General features: G+C 69.8%; 14 protein-coding genes. 6 read left to right on the top strand and 8 right to left on the bottom strand.

All coding sequences use genetic code 11. The features are described 5' to 3' along the window. Positions 1–315: 315 nt before the first annotated feature. From NBY69_RS06235 to NBY69_RS06225, 3 genes are all read left to right on the top strand, one after another. Positions 316–2,097: a DEAD/DEAH box helicase gene (locus NBY69_RS06235; protein WP_250298741.1), complete on the top strand. Its 1,782-nt coding sequence runs from the start codon at positions 316–318 to the stop codon at positions 2,095–2,097. Positions 2,098–2,573: 476 nt separating this feature from the next. After that, entirely contained in the window at positions 2,574–3,215 is a 642-nt protein-coding gene (locus NBY69_RS06230) for an IclR family transcriptional regulator (protein WP_250298740.1), read from the top strand. A 206-nt stretch (positions 3,216–3,421) separates the two neighbouring features. After that, the gene (locus tag NBY69_RS06225; protein WP_250298739.1) at positions 3,422–4,210 is read left to right on the top strand and encodes a S16 family serine protease; all 789 of its coding nucleotides are present in this window, start codon (positions 3,422–3,424) and stop codon (positions 4,208–4,210) included. Positions 4,211–4,301: 91 nt separating this feature from the next. Here the strand turns inward: NBY69_RS06225 and NBY69_RS06220 are convergent, their stop codons facing one another. From NBY69_RS06220 to NBY69_RS06200, 5 genes are all read right to left on the bottom strand, one after another. Then, entirely contained in the window at positions 4,302–5,285 is a 984-nt protein-coding gene (locus NBY69_RS06220) for a glycine betaine ABC transporter substrate-binding protein (protein WP_250298738.1), read from the bottom strand. Beyond that, positions 5,285–6,157, bottom strand: a complete 873-nt coding sequence (locus NBY69_RS06215) for an ABC transporter permease (RefSeq protein ID WP_250298737.1) — start codon at positions 6,155–6,157, stop codon at positions 5,285–5,287. Before NBY69_RS06215 ends, NBY69_RS06220 begins: the two co-directional genes overlap by 1 nt. Then, complete coding sequence (locus tag NBY69_RS06210; RefSeq protein WP_250298848.1) at positions 6,154–7,413, bottom strand: betaine/proline/choline family ABC transporter ATP-binding protein; 1,260 nt, start codon at positions 7,411–7,413, stop codon at positions 6,154–6,156. The genes NBY69_RS06215 and NBY69_RS06210 overlap by 4 nt, the downstream gene beginning before the upstream one ends. Positions 7,414–7,553: 140 nt before the next feature. Further along, positions 7,554–8,201: an ABC transporter permease gene (locus NBY69_RS06205; protein ID WP_250298736.1), complete on the bottom strand. Its 648-nt coding sequence runs from the start codon at positions 8,199–8,201 to the stop codon at positions 7,554–7,556. Continuing rightward, positions 8,198–8,680 carry an Lrp/AsnC family transcriptional regulator gene (locus tag NBY69_RS06200; protein WP_250298735.1) on the bottom strand — a complete coding sequence of 161 codons (483 nt, stop codon included), beginning with the start codon at positions 8,678–8,680 and terminating at the stop codon, positions 8,198–8,200. Before NBY69_RS06200 ends, NBY69_RS06205 begins: the two co-directional genes overlap by 4 nt. Positions 8,681–8,847: 167 nt before the next feature. On the opposite strand from NBY69_RS06200, the gene hppD reads away from it, so the two are divergent. Then, on the top strand, positions 8,848–9,993 hold the full coding sequence (gene hppD, locus NBY69_RS06195; RefSeq protein ID WP_250298734.1) for a 4-hydroxyphenylpyruvate dioxygenase: 1,146 nt from the start codon (positions 8,848–8,850) through the stop codon (positions 9,991–9,993). Between the two features lie 66 nt (positions 9,994–10,059). Here hppD and NBY69_RS06190 read toward each other — a convergent pair whose 3' ends face one another. After that, positions 10,060–10,356, bottom strand: a complete 297-nt coding sequence (locus NBY69_RS06190) for a hypothetical protein (RefSeq protein WP_250298733.1) — start codon at positions 10,354–10,356, stop codon at positions 10,060–10,062. Between the two features lie 47 nt (positions 10,357–10,403). Then, positions 10,404–13,091 (bottom strand): ATP-binding protein, encoded by a 2,688-nt coding sequence (locus NBY69_RS06185; RefSeq protein WP_250298732.1) that lies wholly within the window; start codon positions 13,089–13,091, stop codon positions 10,404–10,406. Between the two features lie 694 nt (positions 13,092–13,785). Here NBY69_RS06185 and NBY69_RS06180 point away from each other — a divergent pair. Both NBY69_RS06180 and NBY69_RS06175 read left to right on the top strand, forming a co-directional pair. Beyond that, entirely contained in the window at positions 13,786–14,937 is a 1,152-nt protein-coding gene (locus tag NBY69_RS06180; protein ID WP_250298731.1) for an MFS transporter, read from the top strand. Positions 14,938–15,157: 220 nt separating this feature from the next. Continuing rightward, positions 15,158–16,081, top strand: a complete 924-nt coding sequence (locus NBY69_RS06175) for a CDP-diacylglycerol diphosphatase (RefSeq protein WP_250298730.1) — start codon at positions 15,158–15,160, stop codon at positions 16,079–16,081. 114 nt (positions 16,082–16,195) lie between these two features. Here the strand turns inward: NBY69_RS06175 and NBY69_RS06170 are convergent, their stop codons facing one another. Beyond that, positions 16,196–16,963 (bottom strand): Crp/Fnr family transcriptional regulator, encoded by a 768-nt coding sequence (locus NBY69_RS06170; RefSeq protein ID WP_250298729.1) that lies wholly within the window; start codon positions 16,961–16,963, stop codon positions 16,196–16,198. Between the last annotated feature and the right edge of the window lie 169 nt (positions 16,964–17,132).

The raw sequence follows: 17,132 nt of genomic DNA, 5'->3' as shown, positions 1-17,132 counted from the left end.
AGCTGGGCACTGGCGAGGCCCCTGCCGCAGCGGGAACTTCTCCGGCGAAGAAAGCCATGGTCCGATCGCGGGTCATCACGCGGCACCATGACGCGGGGTGTGACGCCCGGAGTCATGAGGAGAGTCACATGATGGCCGTCCCGGCGGCGTAACCGCGGCGGCACCATGACCTCACCGGTAGGGTGGCCCGGTTGTCGTACCGACATCCGTGCCCGACATCCGTGCCCGACATCCGTGCCCGACACCCGGCTCCGAAGCCCCGTACGGATCCGAGGGCCCGGACGCCCCGTGCACCTGAGAACCGATTCGGAGACCGTGACTACTACCGCCTCCCACACGCTCTCACCCGCCTTCCCCGGCCGGGCCCCCTGGGGCACGGCCAGCAAGCTGCGTGCCTGGCAGGAAGGCGCCCTGGAGCGCTATCTCCATGAGCAGCCGCGGGACTTCCTCGCGGTCGCGACCCCCGGCGCGGGGAAGACCACCTTCGCGCTGACCCTCGCGTCCTGGCTGCTGCACCACCACGTCGTGCAGCAGATCACCGTGGTCGCGCCGACCGAGCACCTGAAGAAGCAGTGGGCGGAGGCCGCCGCCCGGATAGGGATCAAGCTCGACCCGGACTACAGCGCGGGACCACTGAGCAAGGAGTACGACGGCGTCGCGGTCACCTACGCCGGTGTCGGCGTGCGCCCGATGCTGCACCGCAACCGCTGCGAGCAGCGCAAGACGCTCGTCATCCTCGACGAGATCCACCACGCCGGAGACAGCAAGTCCTGGGGCGAGGCGTGCCAGGAGGCGTTCGACCCGGCGACCCGGCGGCTCGCGCTGACCGGTACGCCGTTCCGTTCGGACACCAACCCGATCCCGTTCGTCGCGTACGAGGAGGGCAACGACGGCATCCGGCGTTCCTCCGCCGACTACACGTACGGCTACGGCAACGCCCTCGCCGACGGCGTAGTCCGCCCCGTGATCTTCCTCAGCTACAGCGGCAACATGCGCTGGCGCACCAAGGCGGGCGACGAGATCGCCGCCCGCCTCGGCGAGCCGATGACCAAGGACGCGATCGGCCAGGCCTGGCGGACCGCGCTCGCGCCGACCGGCGAGTGGATCCCGAACGTGCTGCGCGCCGCCGACCAGCGGCTCACCGAGGTCCGCAAGGGCATCCCGGACGCGGGCGGACTGGTCATCGCGTCCGACCAGGACACCGCCCGCGAGTACGCCAAGATCCTCAAGAAGATCACCGGTGACCGGCCGGCCGTCGTGCTCTCCGACGAGAAGGCCGCGTCGAAGAAGATCGACCAGTTCGCCGCGGACGAGTCCCGGTGGATGGTCGCGGTCCGGATGGTGTCGGAGGGCGTGGACGTCCCACGTCTCGCGGTCGGCGTGTACGCGACGACCATCTCGACCCCGCTCTTCTTCGCCCAGGCGGTGGGCCGGTTCGTCCGCTCCCGCAGGCGCGGTGAGACCGCGTCCGTCTTCGTGCCGACGATCCCGATGCTCCTCGACTTCGCGAACGAGATGGAGGTCGAGCGGGACCACGTCCTCGACAAGCCGAAGAAGGGCAGCGACGAGGAGAACCCGTTCTCCGAGGAGGACAAGCTCCTCGCCGACGCGGAGAAGCTGGAGGACGAGGAGACCGAGGAGCAACTGCCCTTCGAGGCACTGGAGTCGGACGCGGTCTTCGACCGGGTGCTGTACGACGGCGCCGAGTTCGGGATGCAGGCGCACCCGGGCAGCGAGGAGGAGCAGGACTACCTCGGCATCCCCGGCCTCCTCGAACCGGACCAGGTCCAGTTGCTGCTCCAGAAGCGGCAGACCCGGCAGATCGCGCACAGCAGGCAGAAACCGGCCGCGGAGGCCGACCTGCTGGAGAAGGCCGCGGAGGCACGGCCCGTCGTCACCCACAAGCAGCTGCTCGAACTCCGTAAGCAGCTCAACACCATGGTGTCGGCGTACACCCACCAGAGCGGCAAACCGCACGGCGTGATCCACACCGAGCTGCGGCGGACGTGCGGGGGGCCGCCGAGCGCGGAGGCGACCGCGGGTCAGCTCAAGGAGCGGATCAAGAAGGTCCAGGAGTGGGCCACCCGGATGCGGTGAGGGGCCCACCGGTTCCGCGGCCGTCCGGTCCCGGCTCGTGCGGTTCCGTCCGTCCCGGTTCCGCCCGTCCCCGGTCCCGCCCGTCCCCGGCTCGTGCGTTCCGGCTCAACTGCTGTTCCGGTGGCCAGCTGTTGGGATGTTCATCGCGATGTGGAAGCCCGGCGATGGTCGTCGGGACGTAAAAGCTCGGCATAGAAAAACGACGTCAAAGAGCGGTGTTCCGATCACGGTGCACCGCTCTTTCGTCATGTTCGGGGCAAACAGTGCACCGACTGCCCGGATTGTGGACTAACCCTTCCGCTGAGCGGACCGGCTTCGCTACTGTCCCCGGCAACGCATACGCCCCGTGGCAACGCCGCCGCGGAGCGCAGCCGGTGACCTGGCCTGCCGGCGGCCGCCGCGCGCGTCGCCGATGGGACCGGCGTCGTGATCCCCGTGGCTGAGCCGCCGCGACTACCACTTAAGGAGTGGGCGTCGTGACCGCCGAGACTTCTCAGACGCTGGACCGTGGACTGCGCGTCCTCAAGCTGCTTGCCGACACCGACCACGGGCTGACCGTCACCGAACTGTCCACCAGACTCGGGGTCAACCGCACCGTGGTCTACAGACTTCTCGCCACCCTGGAACAGCACGCCCTCGTCCGCCGCGACCTGGGTGGCCGCGCCCGCGTCGGGCTCGGCGTGCTGCGGCTGGGCCGCCAGGTGCATCCGCTCGTACGGGAAGCGGCGCTGCCCGCGCTGCGTTCGCTCGCCGAGGACATAGGAGCCACCGCACACCTCACCCTGGTCGACGGTTCGGACGCGCTCGCCGTGGCGGTGGTGGAGCCGACCTGGACCGACTACCACGTGGCGTACCGGGCGGGGTTCCGCCACCCGCTGGACCGGGGGGCCGCCGGGCGCGCGATCCTCGCCTCCCGGCAGGGCCGCACCGACGATCCCGGCTACACACTCACCCACGGCGAACTGGAGGCGGGCGCGAGCGGCGCCGCCGCGCCGCTCGTCGGGGTGACGGGGGTCGAGGGCAGCGTGGGAGTGGTGATGCTCGCGGACTCCGTCCCGGAGCGGGTCGGGCCGCGGGTGATGGACGCGGCCCGGGAGGTCGCGGAGGCGCTGCGCTGACGCCGGGGGCCGCGCGGTTCGGCGTGGACGCGCCACGTCGACGCCCGCGGGCCCGGCTCGCTCGGCCCGGCCCGGATCCGCTCGGCCCGGCCCGGATCCGCGCGGCCCGGAGCGGACGAGCCGCGTCGGCGCCCGGGGGCCGCCCCTTCCCGGGCGGTCCGAACCGGCCCGTCCACCCACCCCGCCGCGCCCGCTAGATTGGATCCGTGCTCCTCCGCAACCCGCGCTTCCGCGTCCTCTCCGTCTGCACCGTGATCGTGCTCGCCCTGCTCGGCTCGGCTGCCTTCGCACCGCTGCCGTTCTCGGTGGCCCAGCCCGGTCTGACCGCCGACGTGCTGGGCAACGACAAGGGCCAACCGGTGATCACCATCACCGGAGAGCCCGTCCGGAAGACCTCGGGCCAGCTGCGGATGGTCACGATCGAGGCGACCGGGCCCTCCACCGATGTCGATCTGGGACAGGTGGTCGACGCCTGGTTCCGCACCGACCGGGCGGTCATGCCGCGGGACGCGGTGTACCCGAGCGGCGGCAGCGACAAGCAGATCGAGCAGCACAACCTCGACGAGATGACCGCCTCGCAGAACAGCGCCACCCAGGCCGCCCTCTCCTACCTCGGCGGCCGTGCGGACAAGGCGAAGGTGACCCTGCACCTGGCCGACGTCGGCGGCCCCAGCGCCGGGCTGCTCTTCTCGCTCGGCATCGTCGACAAGCTGGACGGCAACGGCGCGGGCGGCGACCTCACCGGCGGCCGGACCATCGCCGGTACGGGAACGATCAGCGCGGACGGGACGGTCGGCGCGGTCGGCGGGGTGGCGCTGAAGACGCAGTCCGCCGCCCGTGACGGGGCGACCGTCTTCCTCGTACCGAAGGCCGAGTGCTCGGACGCCAGGTCCGGGCTCCCGCACGGGCTGCGGCTGATCCCCGTCACGACGCTGAAGGGCGCGGTCTCGTCCCTTGACGCGCTGCGGAAGGGTGCGTCGGTACCGAGCTGCTGAGCGGGCACCTCAAACGGGTGGGTCCTCAAGCGGGTGGGTCCTCAACCGGCTCGCCCCCGGGACCTGTCCGGCCGATCAGTACCTCACCGGCTCAGCCCTTCTTGATGAACCCCTCCTCGACCAGCCAGTCCTTCGCGACGTCGTGCGGGTCCTGCCCCTCCACGTCCACCTTCGCGTTGAGGGTCTGCGCGACCTTCGTGGTCAGCTTCCTGGTGATCGGGTTCAGCACGTCCGCGATCGCCGGGTACTTCTTCATCGCCTTGGAGTACATCTCCGGCGCGGCGTTGTAGTTGGGGAAGAACTTCCTGTCGTCCGTGAGGACCACCAGCCCCAGGTGGGGGATCCGCCCGTCCGTGGTGAAGACCTCGCCGAGTGTGCAGGTGTGGCCCCCCGAGACCTGGGTGTAGACCACTCCGCTGTCCATCTTCTTGATCCGCGACGGCGGGATCGAGAAGCCGTACCGCTTCTCCAGCCCCGGCAGCCCGTCGTTGCGCACCGCGAACTCCGCCTCGACACAGATGGTCGCCGCCGACGGGTCGGTCTTCGCCAGTCTCGCCACGTCCGAGACGGTCTTGAGGTGGTACTTCGCCGCGTTCTTCTTGTTCGTGGCCAGTGCGTACGTGTTGTCGAGCCGTGCGGGCGGCAGCCAGGTGAGGCCGTTCTTCAGGTCCGCGTCGTGCACCGCCTGCCACTGCTTCATCGGGTCGGCGATCGGCTTCGTATGGCCGAGGTAGGTGATCCAGGCGGTGCCCGTGTACTCGTACATCCCGTCCGCAGAACCGGACTTGACCGCCTCCCGGGCGCCGATCGAACCCTGGATGTCCGTCCGGTCGAGCACCGAGGCACCCGCCGCCTTGAAGGCCAGGCCCATCATCTCGCCCAGGATGATCTGCTCGGTGAACTGCTTCGACGTGACCGTCAGACTGGCGCCCTTCAACGGCAGCCCCTGGCCGACCGACCCCGGCTTCACGTCGTCGACCATCGGGCTGCCGCTGGTCAGCCCGCACCCCGACAGGGCGGCGGATCCCAGCAGCACTCCGGTCCCGGCGGCGGCGAGCGTCGTCCGTACCCGCATCACGTCTCCAGTCCGCGCGGTCGCAGCAGTACTTCGGCGATCGACGCCAGCCAGTCCACCAGCAGGGCCAGCGCCACGGTCAGGACGGAACCCAGGATCAGCACCGGCATCCGCTGGTTGGTGATCCCGGCGTTGATCAGGTCCCCGAGCCCTCCGCCACCGCCGAAGGTGGCCAGCGTCGCGGTACCCACATTGAGTACCAGCGCGGTCCGCACCCCCGCGAGGATCAGCGGTACGGCCAGGGGCAGTTCGACCCGCAACAGGACGCCGGGCGCCGACATCCCGATGCCGCGCGCCGCGTCGATCAGCGTCGGGTCGGTGGCGCGCAGCCCCGCGATGGTGTTGCTGAGCACCGGCAGTACGGCATAGATCGTGATGCCGATCAGGGCGGGCTCCCGGCCGGTGCCGAGCCAGACCACCAGCAGGGCGAGCAGGCCGATCGCGGGCGTCGCCTGGCCGATGTTGGCGAGCGCCATGACGAACGGTGACGCCCTCCGCGCCGCCTTGCGGGTCAGCGCGATGCCCAGCGGGATCGCGATGATCAGTACGAAGAAGGTGGAGATCGCGGTGAGCTGGATGTGCTGCCACAGGGCGGTCTGCGTCGCGTCGTTCGCCAGGGAGTTGCGCGAGATCGAGTCCAGGGACGTGGTGTTGATGTAGATCAGCGTGGCGCCGACCCCGGCGGCCAGCAGTACCGGCATGAACGTCAGCTTCAGCCACGTCAGCCGCCGGGCGGGCGGGGCCGGCGGCCTGCCCGCCGACTGCTGTTCCCCCTCTTCCTCCGCCTCTTCCCGGTCGTCCCGGAAGGCCAGCCCCCGGACCTCGTGCTCGCCCTTGGGCCGCTGCTCGGGGCGGCGCTGCGGGGTGCTCACGACGGGTCCTCCTGTACGCCGGTCACACCCTCCTGGACGGCGTGCGTGTGCTGGGCGCGCAGCTCGGCCAGATCGTGCTGGTGCTCCAGTGCGGCGAGCCGGTCCGCTTCGAGCATCTCGTGCACGGAGTTCATCAGCGTCTCCATGGTGACCACGCCGATGAACTCGCCCCTGCGCCCGGTCACCGCGGTGCGCCCGCCGCTGTCGGTCAGTACCGCCTCCAGCGCGTCGCGCAGCGTCGCATCACGCGTCACATGGTCGTGGACGAGCGTCCCGGCCCGCGCCAGGGAGCCGCGCGCCCGCATCAGGTCGCCGCGCCGCAGCCACTTGTACGGCCGGTGCTGCTTGTCGAGCAGCAGCACCTCGTTGGTGCTGCCGGTGCGCAGCATGTTGAAGATGGACTGCAACGGGTCGTCGATGGTCGCCGTCGGGAAGTCGGCGATCTCGACCTCCCGTACGCGGGTGAGGTTCAGCCGCTTCAACGCGGCGCCCGCGCCCACGAATCCGGAGACGAAGTCGTCGGCCGGGTTGGTGAGGATGGCCTCGGGGGTGTCGAACTGCGCGATGTGCGACTGCCCGCGCAGCACCGCGATCCGGTCGCCGAGTTTGATCGCCTCGTCGAAGTCGTGGGTGACGAACACGATCGTCTTGTGCAGTTCGTGCTGGAGCCGGATCAGCTCGTCCTGGAGGTGGTCGCGGGTGATGGGGTCCACCGCGCCGAACGGCTCGTCCATCAGCAGCACCGGCGGGTCGGCGGCCAACGCCCGTGCCACGCCCACGCGTTGCTGCTGTCCGCCGGAGAGCTGGCGCGGATAGCGGCCGTGGAACTCGCGCGGGTCGAGCCCCACCAGGTCGAGCATCTCCTCGACCCGGTCCTTCACCCGCTGCTTCTTCCAGCCGACCATCTTCGGTACGAGCGAGATGTTGTCGGCCACGGTCATGTGCGGGAAGAGGCCCGAGGACTGGATCGCGTAGCCGATCTTGCGGCGCAGCCCCACCGGATCGATGTCGGTCACATCCTCGCCGTCGATCCTGATCACCCCGGACGACGGCTCGATCAGCCGGTTGATCATCTTCAGGGTGGTCGACTTCCCGCACCCCGAGGGACCCACCAGGATCACCATCTCCCCGGCGGCGATCTCCATGTTGACGCTGTCCACGGCGGGCAGCGGTGTGCCCGGGTAGTGCTTGGTGAGGTTCTCCAGCTGGATGGTGGCGCCGGTGACCGGGGAGGCCGCGGTGCCGGAGCCCGGCACGGGTACGGCGAGCGGTGCGGGGGTGGCGCCCTGCCCGGGAGTGGGGCCCTGCCCGGGGGAGGCGCCCTGTGCGGAGTCAGACACGGACACCCCTCGCATCGGACACGGATACCCTCGAATCGGACATGGATACCCTCGAATCAGGCACGGATCCCCCTCGAAATGGTCAGGCGCCCGATCAGCACGTACGCGGCGTCGAACAGCAGGGCCAGGATGACGATCCCGAGGGTCCCCGACAGCACCTCGTTGAGCGCGTTCGCGCTGCCGAGGCTGGAGATCCCGCGGAAGATCTGGTTACCGAGGCCGGGGCCGGAGGCGAACGCGGCGATGGCCGCGATGCCCATCAGCATCTGCGTGGACACCCGGATCCCGGTGAGGATCGGCGGCCAGGCCAGCGGCAGTTCCACCCTGGCCAGCCGGGCGATCCGGGACATCCCGATGCCGGTGGCCGCGTCCACCAGGTCACCGTCCACCCCGCGCAGCCCGACGATGGTGTTGCGGACGATGGGCAGCAGCCCGTACAGCACCAGCGCGACCATCGTCGGTGCGACCCCCAGCCCGACGATGGGGATCAGCAGACCGATCATGGCCAGCGAGGGAACCGTCAGGATCGAGGAGGTCGTCGCGATGGCGACGTTGGCCGCCCACCCCGAGCGGTACGACACCACCCCGATCAGCACCCCCATTACGGTCGCGATGACCATCGCCTGGAACACCGCGCTCGCGTGCTGACCCGCGTCGACGAGCAACTGCTGGTACCGGTTGCCGAGGTACTCCCAGAAATTCATCCCTCAGGGCTCCTTCCCCGGCCGGCCTGCTCCACCAGCGGGATGATCCGCAGAGGCACAGGGTTCTCCATGACGATCGCCGTGGAGGCGCGCACGATGCCATCGAAACCCACGACGAGATCGATCACCCGTTGAAGATCGGCGTTCGACCTGGCCACCAGACGGCACAGCATGTCGCCCTGCCCGGTCGTGGTGTGCAGTTCGAGCACCTCCGGCACCCCGCTCAAGTGCGTCCGCACATCGGCCCCTTGGCCCTGTTTGATCTCCAGCGTCGCGAACGCCGTCACCGGATAGCCGAGGGCGGCCGGATCGACGTCCGGACCGAATCCGCGGATTACGCCATGCGACTGGAGCCGGTCGAGCCTGGCCTGTACGGTGCCGCGCGCCACGCCGAGCCGCCGGGACGCCTCCAGCACGCCGATCCGGGGTTCGCGGGCCAGCAGCACGATCAGCTGCCCGTCGAGTTCGTCGATCGCCATGGCTTCACTCCTGGCTCGGGGGCGCCTCCCGTTCATGGTCACTCCGACGCCCGTCCTGATGGTCACCCTGTACAGATGTGCTGCCCATCCTGGTCAGGCACTGCACAGATTGCCCAGTGAAAACGCGAACTGTTGCGCACCTTGCGATACGGCGGGACGCTTCCACCATGACTGAGACCAGCCAGCACACCCCTGACACCGCGCGTGAGGCCGACCCCTTCCCGGTGAAGGGAATGGACGCGGTCGTCTTCGCCGTGGGCAACGCCAAGCAGGCGGCCCACTACTACGCGACCGCCTTCGGCATGAAGCTCGTCGCCTACTCCGGACCGGAGAACGGCAGCCGCGAGACCGCCAGTTACGTCCTGACGAACGGCTCGGCCCGCTTCGTGTTCACCTCCGTCATCAAGGCCGCGACCGAGCACGGCCGCTTCCTGGCCGGTCATGTCGCGGAGCACGGCGACGGTGTCGTCGACCTGGCCATCGAGGTGCCGGACGCCCGCGCCGCGTACGCCTACGCCACCGCGCACGGCGCCACCGGTCTGGAGGAGCCGCACGAGCTGAAGGACGAGCACGGCACCGTGGTGCTGGCCGCCATCGCCACGTACGGCACCACCCGCCACACGCTCGTCGAGCGCACCGGCTACGACGGCCCGTACCTGCCGGGCTTCGACGCCGCCGACCCGATCGTCGATCCGCCGGCCCGCCGGACCTTCCAGGCCATCGACCACTGCGTGGGCAACGTCGAGCTCGGCAGGATGAACGAGTGGGTCGCCTTCTACAACAAGGTCATGGGCTTCACCAACATGAAGGAGTTCGTGGGCGACGACATCGCCACCGAGTACTCCGCCCTGATGTCGAAGGTCGTCGCCGACGGCACGCTGAAGGTGAAGTTCCCGATCAACGAGCCCGCGATCGCGAAGAAGAAGTCGCAGATCGACGAGTACCTGGAGTTCTACGGCAGCGCGGGCGTCCAGCACATCGCGCTCGCCACGAACGACATCGTCGCCTCCGTGCAGGCGATGCGGGCGGCGGGCGTCCAGTTCCTGGACACCCCCGACTCGTACTACGACACGCTGGGCGAGTGGGCGGGCGAGACCCGCGTCCCCGTCGAGATCCTGCGCCAGGAGAAGATCCTCGTCGACCGGGACGAGGACGGCTATCTGCTGCAGATCTTCACCAAGCCGGTGCAGGACCGGCCGACGGTCTTCTTCGAGATGATCGAGCGGCACGGCTCGATGGGCTTCGGCAAGGGGAACTTCAAGGCCCTCTTCGAGGCGATCGAGCGGGAGCAGGAGCGACGCGGCAACCTGTAGGGACGCGGCCGACCGGGCATTTGCAGCCCGGCCACTGCCGCCCGCCCCGGCCCCCTGCCGCCCCGGTCACTGTTCCGGGGGCGGCGGGGGGCTGTTCTCGTGGTGGACGTGCAGTTCGCCGTTCATGACGGTGAAGAGGCTGCTGTGGCCGTGGGCGGTGTTGGTCTGCGTCGGGCCGGCCGGCTGGGCGTCCGGGGCCGGTACGGCGTCGGGGGCCGCGACGCCGGGGGCTGCGCCGGCGGCGGTGGGGGCGGCGGCCGGGTCCGGGTGGGTCTCGACGCGGTTGTGGTGACCGGCGACGACGGGGCCGGACGCGGCGCCGCCGATCCGGACCGTGTACTGGTCGCCTGAGCTGGATGCCATGGGGGAACTCCGTTCGACGGGGGTTGAGGGTGCGAGGGGCGTGCAGGCTACGACGCCTGCTGGCGGGTCCAGGTCTCCGTTCCGCAGGTGTAGCAGGTCGTGTCGCCGTCCGACGGTTCTGTCGTCTGCACCTCGGCGGTGGACCCGTCATCGGCGACGGTGATCGTGATCGCGGCGTATCCGAGCGGCGATGCGCAGGAGGCCGTGGGGTCGGCGTACAGCGGCTCCTGACCGGTGTACGTCCCGTTGCTGCCGGTGAGTTCGACGGTGGGCGGATTGCAGCCCGGGTTCGCCGCGGTGTACGTGCCGGGGCCCGACGCGACGATCCCGTGGGACACGCCGTGGCCGTCCTGCCACAGCCCGGCGAGGTCGTTGCCCACCGGAGTGGCGGTGGAGCCGCTGCCACTGCCGGTGCCCGCTGACGTCGCTCCCTGGGAGGACGACGACCCGGTGCCCGACGGGGAGGACGCCAGGTGGTCCCGGACGACCGGGACCACCCCGATGGCGACGGCGGTGACGCTGGCGATCGAGACGAGCACCACGACGGCGAGGGACGTGCCCTTGGCGGTGACGGCTGCGGCCACTCCGGCACCGGCGTGGACACCGGCGGCGGTGCCGGTGGCGGCGGTCCCGGTGGCGGTGGAACCGGCGACGCTTCCGGTGGCGGCGTGCGCGGCTCCGTGTCCGGCGGCGTGCGCGGCTCCGTGTCCGGCGGCGTGCGCTGCTCCGTGCCCTGCGGCGTGCCCTGCGGCGTGCGCTGCTCCGTGACCGGCAGCGTGCCCCGCGCCGTGCACGAGGTGCGGGACGGCTCCGTGTCCGGCGGCGCTGTGCCCGAGCGACGCCATGTGCGACGCCGCGGTGTGGGTGGTCGCGCTGTGCGCGGCGGTGGTGTGCGCAGTAGCGGTGGTCGCGCTGTGCGCCGCGGTGCCGTGGGCGGCGCCGGTGGTCCCTGCGGAGTGGGCCGTGGTGCTGGTCCCGGCGGTGCTGGTACCTGCCGTGCTGGTTCCCGCGGTGTGGGCCGCGGTGCTGGTTCCTGCCGTGTGGGCCGCGCTGCCGGCTCCGGCGGATCCGCTGTGCGCGGCGGCCCCGTGGGCCGCACCGGTGGTCCCTCCGTGGGCGGCGGCCGACGTGGCCGCGTGCGGCACGGCCGGTGCGTACTGCTGCGCGTGCAGCGCGGCACTGGCGCCGTGCAGGTCACCCAACTCCCGCCACAACAGGACCGCTTCGGCCAGCAGCACTGCCGAGATGACGCGCCGGCCGGTCAGCAGGGTGCGGATGCCCTCCTCGTGGGTGAAGTACGCCATGGCGCTCGCGTCGCCCGCACGCTCGGCGGCGACCCAGCCACGGCCGAGCAGCCGACCCCAGTCGCCGAACCGCAGCGAGCGGGCCAGCGAGGGCGAAGCGGCGCGCGCCATCTTCACGGCGAGGTCCGGCCGCCCGGCCAGTTCGGCCAGTTCGATCGCCATCTCCAACGCCCTGCTGTGCAGAGCCACTTGGGTCGGGTCGGTCGCCGAGCGCGCCGCCCAGCCGGCGAAGTGGGTGCACAGCCGGTCGGCGGGGAACGGCTCGGGGTTCCGCAGACGCACCGCCGGAACGGCATCCGGCACACAGCGGTACCCGTGCTCCGAGGGCAGGACGAGACCGAGGGCGGCCAGCCGCTCGCACAGCGCCGCCGGGTCCGGTACGGAGGTCAGCACGCCGATGTGCTCGGGCGCCAACTCGGCGTCCCCCAGGGTCGCGAGGAGGTGCAGGACACTCATCGCCGCCTTGTCCAGCTGGTCGAGCAGCAGCGGGATCAGATCCGCGATCGCACCGGGCCGGGGCAGCGTCCCGTCCCCGGACGGAGCGAACCGGGCCAGCCCGGCCGCGCGCAGCAGCAGCAATGGCCGCCCGGCCGCGGCCTTCCACAGGGCGGCGGCATCGGGCACCTCGCTCGGCCGCAGCGTGCGGTCCAGTTCCCGGGCGAACAACTTCAGCCCGGCGGTGCGGTCCAGGCCCTTCAGCTCCAGTACGGTGCCCTCGCCCAGCAGCGACCGCTCGTGGCCCGCGAAGACGAAGGTCGCGTCCGGGGCCGCGTCCATGAGCTTCTGCAGCTGTTCGGGGGTCAGGTCGGCGTTGTCGACGTACACCGTCACCCGCACGCCGGTCATCAGCCGCCGCAGCTCGGTCTCCGACGGCGCGTACCCGGCGGCCTCGTAACAGGCCTCGAAGACCTCCTGGGCCAGGTCCTCGACCTCGCGATGGGCCGCCGTCAGGAGCAACACCCCGTCCGGGCCCGGCTCCAGGCGCCGTGCCGCATGCCTCAGCAGCGCGCTGGTGCCGACCCCGGGCGGCCCCCACAACTGCACCGGCCCCCCGGCCTGGACAGCCGCAGTCAGCGCCGTGATCTCGGCCTCCCGGCCCACCGGTTCGCGCTGGCGGCGCGGCAGCAGCTCGACACCGCTGCGGCGTACGGGCCGGGGGCGTTCCCGCTCCATCAGCAGGGTGACGGTCGACCCGTGCTGTGCGTCGACCACGACGTTGTGGTTGCCCGCGACCACCGGCCCGGCGGCGTTCCCCTCGATGCCGATCCGGTACTCGGCCCGCCCGCCGCCCTCCGGCACGTCCTGCCCGGGGCCCACGGCCGTTCCCTCCGGCTGATCCGGCTGATTCGCTTGCTCCTGCTGCTCCTGCTGCTCCTGCTGCTCCTGCTGCTCCTGCTGCTCCTGCTGGTCCGCCTGGTGTGCTTCTTCCATCGCTCCACCACCGCTTTCCCGGTCACGGAAGACGCGACCGCCCCCTGGCGGCCGTCGGACGGCGGTCGCCCCTATCGAAGTTCCCGAGCCCGACGGGTCAGACGGGCGGCCTCCGCGTTTCACGCTAGCGACGACCCCGGTAAGCAATCCCGTCACACGACTGTTTCTGCTTGCCCACTTCACCGGCCGAACCCTGTGGACGGTCAGCCGCGCACCAGCCCCAACGACTGGTGGACGTCGCTGTGTTGCACCTCGGTTGCAGGAGCAGCTCCCCGAACTCGCCGCCAAAGGTCAAGTCCGGCCGCGTACCGATATTCCTAATGGTCCGTCACGGATTCACTGAATTGCTCCCCACTAAGCTCCCATATACCGCAAGAAAGCGGCATCGAATGCGATGTCGGCGCGGGGCGTGGTCCAGTAACTTCCGCTCGCCTCAAGAACCCAAGGAAGATTCAAGAACAGGTCAAGAGTCTTGATCGATCCACTGGTCTATACCTATAAAGGCCTTGGTGGTGGTCACTTCGCGTTCGGCCCTCCCTTTGCGGTTCGTCAACTCGCAGAAACGGGAGACGCAGGCTGCCGGTGAATCGATGGAGGGGTCATCAGCAGTAGATCGCTGACCGTTGAACTGAAGCGACCAGCGCGATTCGGTGTATCGCTGACCGATAGCACCCAAAGACCTCTCTTTGCAGCCGTGTTCATAGACATGGCGGGCGCCGGTCTGTTTCTTCCGCTCTCCTTGCTCTTCTTCGTCGCGTACAAGGAAGTCCCCGCAGCCGTCGCGGGATCGGCTGTGACGTTCGGCTCTCTCGCCTCCTTCCTCTTCATCCCTGCGTGTGGCCGCATGGTCCAGTGGCTCGGCCCCAAAGCCTGCATGATCGCGAGCAACGCACTGTCGGCTGCCGGGTACGGGGTCTTCTTTCTGGGGGACGGGTTCGCCCCTATTTCTACGGCTGCTGTCCTCGTGATGGTGGCGGATCGACTGTACGGAGCTGCATGGCCCACCACCATTGCCCGAATCGCCAGGCCCGGGGAAATGACGCAGTGGTTCTCCTTCGTCAATTTCCTCAGGACCACATGCCTGGGTCTGGGTTCGGTGGTCTCGACGGGACTCCTTGCCTTCGTCGGTACGCAAGGGCTGGCGGTCGCTCTCGTTCTGAATGTGGTCAGCAGTCTGGTAGCCGGGGGGCTTGTCTTCCTCGTGCGGATTCCTCCCGCGCGCACCTCCTCGGAATCCAGGAGGCGTTCGACGGTTGTTCAGGTGATGCGTGACCGGGAATTCATGTCACTCGTCACCTCGCAGACCCTGCTCTCCGCCGCCTGGCTGATCCCTGCGGTGGCTTTCCCGATATATCTGGTGGAGGTGCTCGATCAGAGCCCGTTCTGGCCGACGGTCGTGATTGCCGTGCGATACGGCGTGATCGCCCTTCTGCAAGTCCCCCTCGCTGCACGGGTGGCGTCGTGGTCCAGATCTCGCGTTCTGCTCTATGCCATCGGTGCAGTCGGTGCGGCCATAGTGATGACTCTTGCCATCCCGTCAACTCCCCATGCGGCGCAGGGCGTTGTCGCAACCCTGGTCGCGGCCGTCCTGGCCACCGCCGAGCTGGCCTCCAAACCGACGGCCGCGGCGGCAGCCGTGTCGCTCGCGCCGACGGGCGACGAAGGGCCGTACATGGCGGTGTTCCAGCTCACGTGGACTCTTGCGTACGCCGTCGGCCCGGCGGCGATCGGTTTCGGAATGGAGAACCCTCAGCTGCTGTGGCTGGGCGTGGGCGCCTGCGTGGCCGCGAGCGCGGTGGCACACGCCTACGGGACGAATCGCCACCGCCCCGCTTCCGCCGGTTGACGTCGTGATCGGCTACTCGGTCGAGCACCACTCGGAGGAGGAGAAACGGGATGGCCGCTGAATGGCGGAACACGTGGCACCGACCGGGGCAGTCGATAGGTAACCCGCTCGTCGCTCCCTACCCTGTGACCGAATCGGCGAGGCCAGAACTGGGCGGGCCGTCCTTTCTGACTCGCGGCCGGGAAGTCCATGCAGTGGACATCACCATCGGAGAGCACGCATGAATGACGACAAGACTTCGAACGAGCTGCCTCGGCGTCGGTTCGTGGCGCTCTCCGGCGTCATCGGTGCGGCGACGCTCCTGACCGGCGTGGAAGCGACGACCGGACGCACCGCCTCGGCAGCCGCCCCGACGTACGCAGACCCCACCCCCGACACGTGTCCCACTCCACCTCCCGGGGGAACCCCGACCTGCCCCCCTGCCCAGCTCCAGCCCCTCTGCGGTAAACCTTCCGACAACGATTCGCTGTGGCGGGACGTCGAGTACTGCACGCATGGAAAACCCCTGCCCCCCGGGCAGAACCCTCCCGCCTGCCTGAAGGTGACCTCGGACTACGTCGTACTGCACGGCAGGCCGTCGAGCCAGCACAACTTTCTCCTGACCCCCAGTTGCCGGATCACTGGTATCGAATGCCCGTTCATCGAGACCTCCGGCGCGCCGAATTACTGGAACGACGCATGGGACAACGCCCGGAGCGGAGGGAGCGTCCCCGTGCAGTATCCGAATATCGGTCTGGGGATCAACTCGCAGAGCGCCCGGGTCCTCAACCAGTTGCACATTCACATGGCCGGGGTCCGGGCGAGCACGCAACGGCGGCTGCAGGACCTGGAGATGATGGGACGCATGGCCACCAACCCCGCGCAATGGGACGCCGTGAAGTACCGGGTACCGGTCACGGGCTCGGACGGGTCGGGGGACCGTACGTACCGAGCCCTCAGGCTGCCCAGTCTCGGGATGAATCTCTTCGCGCAGTTGCAACAGCACGTGGTGAAGCCGAACGGGCTGAACATGGCGAACCAGACACTGATCGTGGTGCCGAAGATGACGGCTGCGGGATTCGCCGGGGCTTTCTACGTCCTCAACAGCGACTCTTCGCTCCACGACGGCACGAATACGTGTGACCACCTTCTCGTGTACAGCTGAGCCCTCTGCATGAGGGCAGGCCGGGGGTGCTGCCGGCTGACGGGAGCGAGCCGAAGGGGGTGATCTTCGACGCCCAGGCCCCGGCCTACCGGTATGGCCGAATGAAATGACTTCCTACAGCCCCGCGCCCGCGTCATCCGCGTCGTCCGCATCTCCCGCATCGAAGGCGATGCTGCTCAACAGAGCCAGGTCCTCCACCCTGATGGTGCGGTAGCCCGTGGAGACCACCCCCGTCTCGCGCAGTCTGCGCAGCGCCTTGTGGACGGTGGGTTCGGCCGCGCCGGACAGCGTGGCGAGTTCCGGCTGGGTGATGGGCCAGCGGATCACCGCTCCCTCGCCGGCCCGTTCCCCGTACGTCAACGCGATCTGGTGCAGCACCCGCGCCAGCCGGGTCGCGGCGTCGCACCCGGTGAAGTCGATGCGCCGGCTGTTGGCGACGCGCAGCTTCGTCACGATGGACGCGTTGACCGCGTGGGCGATCCGGGGGTCCCGCTGCATGCAGTCGAGGAAGTCGCCGCGCGTGACGCTCCGCGCGGCGACCGGCCCGCAGGTGGTGACGGTCGCCGACCGGGGCCGTCCGTCGACCCCGGCGAACTCACCGACCAGATCCCCGCCCATCCGTACGGCGAGCAGGGCGTCCCGGCCGTCGTGGGTACGGCCGGTCGCCTTGACCACGCCGTCGAGCAGGATCAGTACGAAGGTGGTCCGCTCCGATTCGCGCATGAGTACGCGGTCGGCCGGATACCGCACCTGAGCACCCAGGGCGAGCAGCCGCTCGCGCGCGGCCGGTGCGAGGCCGCCGAGCAGGCTCGATGTCGGCCAGGCCCACTTCTCACGCGGCCGACGACCCCCTGCACCCCGGCCCGGATCTCCGTCCGCCATGGTCCTGTTGTCTCCTCACACCTACGGGCTTCGCTTCGCCGCGGCAACCAGTCTGCGCCCCGGGCGCACGCCCGGCGCCGTGTTCGCCGACACCCGTTCCCGGAACTCCCGTGCGGACGGTGCGGATCCAGTATTGCGACGAGATGTGGACGGCTTCCTCGGAGCAGAG

It is taken from the genome of Streptomyces sp. A 4/2 (assembly GCF_940670765.1).
Classification (GTDB): domain Bacteria; phylum Actinomycetota; class Actinomycetes; order Streptomycetales; family Streptomycetaceae; genus Streptomyces.
Note: the sequence above shows the minus strand (reverse complement) of the source record. Positions and strands in the feature narration are given on the sequence as shown.